Source organism: Mesorhizobium sp. M1A.F.Ca.IN.020.04.1.1, assembly GCF_003997315.1.
Classification (GTDB): Bacteria; Pseudomonadota; Alphaproteobacteria; order Rhizobiales; family Rhizobiaceae; genus Mesorhizobium.
In genome coordinates this window covers 41272-47763 of sequence record NZ_RZSN01000022.1, presented here as the reverse complement: position 1 = coordinate 47763, position 6492 = coordinate 41272, and the positions used below count along the sequence as shown (strand labels likewise).

Annotated in this window: 4 protein-coding genes; 3 read left to right on the top strand and 1 reads right to left on the bottom strand. The window is 61.5% G+C overall.

Going from position 1 to position 6492, the window contains the following annotated elements; translation table 11 throughout:
* Positions 1-480: 480 nt before the first annotated feature.
* Positions 481-2091, bottom strand: coding sequence for a winged helix-turn-helix domain-containing protein (locus EOA49_RS07720; protein WP_127239583.1), 1611 nt, complete (start codon positions 2089-2091; stop codon positions 481-483).
* Between the two features lie 129 nt (positions 2092-2220).
* On the opposite strand from EOA49_RS07720, the gene EOA49_RS07715 reads away from it, so the two are divergent.
* From EOA49_RS07715 to EOA49_RS07700, 3 genes are all read left to right on the top strand, one after another.
* On the top strand, positions 2221-2655 hold the full coding sequence (locus EOA49_RS07715) for a cupin domain-containing protein (protein ID WP_127239584.1): 435 nt from the start codon (positions 2221-2223) through the stop codon (positions 2653-2655).
* 18 nt (positions 2656-2673) lie between these two features.
* Positions 2674-3156 (top strand): RidA family protein, encoded by a 483-nt coding sequence (locus EOA49_RS07710; protein ID WP_127239585.1) that lies wholly within the window; start codon positions 2674-2676, stop codon positions 3154-3156.
* Positions 3157-3905: 749 nt separating this feature from the next.
* The gene (locus EOA49_RS07700) at positions 3906-5102 is read left to right on the top strand and encodes an IS256 family transposase (RefSeq protein WP_127239587.1); all 1197 of its coding nucleotides are present in this window, start codon (positions 3906-3908) and stop codon (positions 5100-5102) included.
* Positions 5103-6492: the final 1390 nt, after the last annotated feature.

The following is a 6492-nucleotide window of genomic DNA, read 5'->3' as shown; positions in this document are numbered from 1 at the left end:
CTCCCGATTTGGCGATCGCTCTGGAGTTCAGGCTGGTGCCGAGCAGAACCGTTATGGCCGGTGGAGTCACCGCCGCAAAACGCCCTGCCTTCTTGAGAAAGTCCCGGCGCGCCTGAGCCTCTGAAACCAGGGTTTCCTGCGTCCGTTCCGAGCGTTTGGTGCTTTCGGCTGGCATGACAACCTCCCCATGGGCGTTTGACAGTCTCACAGCTACTTTATGGTTCCCCATGCCAGAATTACTAGTTCACTAAAAGGCTTAGATTTTCGCGCTTGGAAGCAAAAGCGTACGAGCGATGCGCCGCGCGAAATCGGACGAGCCTTCCCGCGCCGAACCGCCGGCGCTTAGAAACCGCCGCGCTCCCCAAATCAAATTGCCGGCCAGGAGCAACATCAGGCTGGCTCCCGAGCGCGACCGACCAATATAGCGACGAGGGCGTGATGCGTCACCGCTGCACGCTCGCCGGCAGACGTTAGGGTTATCTAAGGGTCTGCAACGGGCGGAAAGCGGTGGTTTGTCTTGTCTTCAGGAAAGATGGCATTACGACCGGAAATGGGCCTTTGATGTTTTGCCTCCCGAAGCAGGTGCTCGAGGCGGCTCGCCCATTCCTCGTTGGCAACCATGAACGGACCGAGCGCGTCGCCGGCAGGCTGCGGGAGATCGTTTGCAGCGGCGGCGAAGCGGTAGGCGTCCTGACCGTGTCCCAAGGCCATGTGGCAGCACGCCTGAATGCGGAGCAGCGCTGGCCAGTCTGGCCGCGCCTTCAGCGCCGCGCGCCCCGTGCCGAGCGCGCCCTCAACGTCGCCTGAAAAGAACAGCGCAAGCATCAAGAGGCTGAACCAGACCGCGTTTTGAGGATCGTGGGGGTTGAGTTCGAGGCCGTGCGTCAGCGGCTTTCGCGCGCTGGCCGCATCGCCCGCGAAAAGATGGGCCATGCCGAGGACGAGATACCCCAAGGCGAAACTCGGACCGAGTTCAATGGACCGTTCCGCTGCGAGGATCGCCTGATCGGCCCTGCCTGTGTAGGCCGACACGATCGCGAGCGCATAGTGCGCATACGGATTGCGAGCGTCGAGATATATCGCCCGCAAGGCCGCATCGAGTCCCTCCCTTCCGTCCGCGAAGGGATTATCCGTCCAGTCATAGGCAATGAGGCCCGCGTTGACCCGCGCCCGCCAGATCTGCGCCTCGGGAAGCATGGGATCAAGCTCAGCGGCCTCCCGAAAGAGTCTCCGCGCGAGAAGGTGGGTGGGCTGCGTTACCTTGTGAAAATTGAAGGTGCCTTGCCGGACGAGGTCCCAGGCGGTCACGTTGCCGGTATGCGGAGCAACCTGAAGTCCATGGCGCAACAGAAGCTCGGGTTCGACCGACGCGGCGATTCGCTCAGCGATGGCGTCCTGCACGGCAAATAGCTCGGCCACCTGGAGGTCGTAATGTTCGGACCAGATCGTGGAGCCCCTCATCGCATCGGCGAGGTGCACCGATATCCGCATTAGATCCCCGGTATTCCGGATGGCTCCATCCACCAGGAAATCGACGCCGAGATCCTGCGCGATCGATTTCGGATCCTTCGGGCCGTTCCTCCTCGCGAAACTCGCCCCGCGCGACGCCACGCGAAACCATCGGAACCGGGCAAGCGCCATGATTAGGTCGTCCGCGATACCGTCGGCCAGGTATTGTCTCTCGGCATCGCCGCCGAGATTCTCGAAGGGCAGCACGGCAATCCCAGAGCTGGATCCCGCCTTCGTCGGCGGTCCGCTACCTCGCCCATCGGTACGGCTCTCCGCAGCACCGAAAAATCTGTATCCGACCCGTGGGACTGTGACGATCCACTCGCCGCCGTCCGATGCTGGACCGAGCAACTTGCGCAGGGCAGCAATCTGAACGGAAAGATTGCTCTCCTCGACAGCGAGGCCCGGCCACGCCGCCTCCATAAGCGCCGACTTGGTGACGACCCGCCCGTCTGCCGCGAGCAGAACGGCAAGCAGCGACGCGCCGCGGGCACCAAGGGCGACAGGGCGGTTGTCACGGAGAAGGCATCCGTTCTCGGTGATGAACTCGAAAGGGCCGAATGCACGGTTCTGCGTGTCCATGATACGGAAATGATACGCCCAATTTCGCAGTTTTTCGGAATTTTTCGGCCAACATTTGGGACATCGCGCAGGCCCCGAGCGCAAGCTGGGTTCCATTGTCTTTGAAACCTCATCGAATGGGGAAGAACGATGAAGAACCATGCACTGCAATCGAGGACCATCAATGCATCGACTGCGAAGATCGTGCGCGCTGGTGAAAGTTACGTCGCAGAGCAGGGATCCATCTATCGGTCGGGCATCGCCGCCGAGAGCGTAGGATCCACCATGTTGTGGCTGGGAATGATCTTCCTGCCCGCGGGCAGACGAACGAGCGCCCATCGCCATGAAGGGCACGAGACGGCCCTGCTGATGACCAAAGGCAAGGAGATTGAGATCTGGTCGGGGGCGAGGCTCGAACGGTGCGATCAGCTCCGCCCCGGCGACTACCTCTTCATTCCGGCCGGGGTTCCGCATGTGGCCGTGAACCGGAGCACCGCAAATGCCGAGTTCATTGGCGCGCGCACCGACCCCGCGGCAAACGAAAGCGTGGTGATGATGCTGGGACTGGACGACGTCGTGCCCTGATCAAGCGGGAGACCTATTATGGCCATTATCGAACAACGCCTCGCCGCTATGGGCCTGGAATTGCCCGAGCCGCTGAAAGTCCGCGAAGGGCTACGGATGCCCTTCTCGTGGGTTCGGGTGCGTGGCAACCGCGCTTACATATCGGGCCACGTCGCGTGCAACCCTGATGGAACCCTGGCAAAACCCCTCGGCAAGATAGGCGCTGAGGTCTCGCCGGACCAAGGCTACGCCTCCGCCCGGCTCGTCGCCCTGGCTCATCTCGCGAGCCTCAAGCGCGCTGTAGGCAACCTCGATAGGGTTACGGCCTGGCTTCGCGTCTTCGCGATGGTGAATGTCGCTCCGGGTTTCAACGAGACGCCGCTGGTTACGAACGGCTATTCCGATCTGATATTGGAGCTTTATGGACCCGACGCCGGCTGTCACGCACGCTCGTCGATCGGCATGGCCATACCTCTGAATGCGCCCGTAAATTGCGAAGCGGAAGTGGAAATTGACGCGTGATCCTTAGGTCAAAAGCTGACCGCCATAACGAGATGGTAGAGGGTTTGTTCACTATGAAGCCGGGCTTCTCATTGAAGTCGCACATCAAGCGCCTATCGTGATTAGACCGTTTGTCGAGTTGGCGTCTCCTGCCCAAGCTGTCGGCCGATGGTTCAGTTCCCGCCGGTCCACGTCGGTTGCTGGCTCACCACATTGCCTAGATCGGAAGGTGAATGGAACCCCACCATCTGTTTTGCTCGATGCTTCCGAGCGTTTGCGAAGCATGTCACCGGACGCGCCATCCGAGCGAGCTTGACCTGAAGCCGACTCTTACTTGGTGGTTGCGGCTTATTCGGTTGTATCGCGGTCAGCTCGCCATGCTCTGTTATGCGGAACGCCAGGGTTACGTGTTCAATCGATGGGAGTGCGGGCAATGCTTCGGCCCCGGTTACGATCCGAGGCGCATTCGTGCCAAGCCGGTCCGGGAACCGTGAACGGCGAAACGCTCGTCTGATTCAGGCGCCAGTCACGCTGACGATCGAGAATTGCCGATCGAACTTCCTGTGGCGACTGATAGGTCGCTGCCGGCCAAGCGGCAACCTGCCTCATTTCGGTCGTGTCCCGCGAGGTGGTGTAGCTCGGCGGTAGCGAAGCCGCTCGCGAGCGCGCCCGCAATGGCGCCGTAGCGAGCGAGCGGCGCAGCGGTGGTCATCGATGTTCTTCCGTTAGGGTCGGGTTGCTGACACCAACCTGATTCGAAGGAACCACCGATGACCGACGACATGATGAACCTGCGCGCGCTCGTGGAGAAGACCCCCGATGCCGATCTCCTGCGCGAGATGATCGGCTTTGCCGCCGAGCGGCTGATGGAACTGGAGGTGGGTGCCGCGACGGGCGCCGGCTACGGCGAGAAGAGCGCGCTGCGGACCGCCCAGCGCAATGGCTACCGCGACAGGGACTGGGAGACGCGGGCCGGAACGGTCGAGCTGCGCATCCCGAAGCTGAGGAAGGGCTCCTACTTCCCCAGTTTCCTGGAGCCTCGCCGCATGGCCGAGAAGGTGCTGACGGCCGTCATCCAGGAGGCCTACGTCCAGGGCATCTCGACCCGCTCGGTCGATGACCTGGTCAAGGCGATGGGCATGAGCGGCATCTCCAAGAGCCAGGTGTCGCGGCTGTGCGAAGTCGACGGCAAGGTGAAGGCCTTCCTCGAACGGCCGATCGAAGGTGACTGGCCGTATCTTTGGATCGATGCGACTTATCTCAAGGTGCGCCGCGGCGGCCGCATCGTGTCGGTCGCCGTCATCATCGCCGTGGGCGTCAACAGCGACGGCCGGCGCGAGGTGCTCGGCATGGAGATCGGCACCTCGGAGGCCGAGCCGATCTGGACGGAGTTCCTGCGCAAGCTCACCCGGCGCGGCCTGCGCGGCGTCAAGCTCGTCGTCTCCGATGCCCATGAGGGCATCAAGGCGGCGGTCTCGAAGGTGCTGTGCGCCACCTGGCAGCGCTGCCGCGTCCACTTCATGAGGAACGTGCTGGCGCATGCCGGCAAGAGCGGGCGCCGCGTCGTCTCGGCCTTCATCGCCACCGCTTTCGCGCAGGAAACGGCGCAAGCAGCGAGCCTGCAATGGCGCGCCGTCGCCGACCAGATCCGGCCGAAGGTGCCGAAGCTGGCGGCCATTCTCGACGACGCCGAACCTAACGTGCTGGCCTACATGACCTTCCCGAAGGAGCACCGGGCCAAGCTTCACAGCACGAATCCCATCGAGCGTCTCAATGGCGAGATCAAGCGCCGAACCGACGTCGTCGGCATCTTTCCAGACGACGATGCCATCATCCGCTTGGTCGGCGCTCTGCTCCTCGAACAGAACGACGAATGGGCCGTGCAGCGTGCCCGTTACATGACGCTGGAAAGCGTCGGCCAGTTGAGCGATGATCCGCTCATCAGCTTGCCAGCCGTGGCGCGCTGATCAGTCCGGCTACGGCGATCAACACCGTCAGGTACACCACTTCCTGAGACACGATCCCGTGCCGCGGTATTCGGCGTGCACACATTCTCTTAACGGCGATGCCTCCCAAGCAGCCAAGTCTGCGACAAGAACCGTCGCGTCGCCGTTTACTGAGGCGCATTTCAGTTGGCCGCCTTTCTCAAGCACACTAGCAGCGTGTGCGTCTCCATATCCTATCGCCGCCATTCTCTGAACCTTAGCCGGCTAAACACCCGCTGGAGCATCGCCAGGTCAGCGGGCCCGTAGACGCCACTGCGACGCGACAATGCATGACCGCCCCCCTTCTGCGCGGCATGTGCAGATTATCTCATGAAACGGCTCCAAGACGAACCGGGGGTAGCGTTTATTAGGTACGCCTAAAATTCTAATGTAAGCCGCCCAAAGGTGGCGTATAAACAGATTTGCCCCTCTGCCCACGGGGCAAGGGCCCGGCCTGTCTACCCCAGGTCACCAAACCCCGCTGGCCGGGCCCCATCGCTAGACTAGGCTGCATCGTGTCGCGCCGCCTGAGCAATCTTCTGTTTGTGAAATGCCGCCTACGGTTTACCTGCCGATCGCTCCCTCTTGTCTAGGAACAACCTTCCTCGATCTCTGTTCAGATACGGGATGAATAGAGCAAAGGTCGCACATGAAGGTCTATCGGGTAGAAGAGATGGATGGGGACAGCGTTGTGACTAGTCATACCATCAATGCCAATACTCCATGGGTGGCAGCGGAAACGGCCACAGGCAGTGAGGTCACGGACTTACGCGGTGACGAACAGCGCTGGATCCGGGTCACGAATGAGGCAGACGGGGTTGTTAACAGGTACGCCTTCAAGTGACCTGTGGAGTGTGACCGGCTGTTGACCCTGGCGAGCCGCTCCGATTGCGTTTACCCACCGGGTAAAGCTGAGGCGGCCCGGCCTGCGTGCGGGGAAAGTCGGGGGACGACTTGAGCGGGACAGGCCGGGCCTCTTACCCCGTTCCGAGCCGGGGCAGACGCTCACATGCGCCGCCTTTTCAGCGACTGACATTAACATTTCTAAGACCTTGCTAAAAAATCCGTGCCCGGCCTGCCGAGGAGTCGAGGGGACCTAAGGCGCACAGGCCGGGCTCTTACCCCGATGGCCGCGGGGCAGAGACGGATTATGCGCCATCTTCCAGTGGTAAGCATCCACGTTTTTTGTGGTAGCCAATGAAAAGCCCGTCGCGGCTAATGAGCGTAAGCGACGGGCTTTTTTGGTTGCCACCAGGCGGCTACATCTGAAGGGATCGACCACCTCTGGCCGAAACTCACGAGCGCGTGATCTAGTTCCAATTTTAGCAACTGCTTGACGACCGGATTAGGCGGGCTTCACTGGATAGAACTT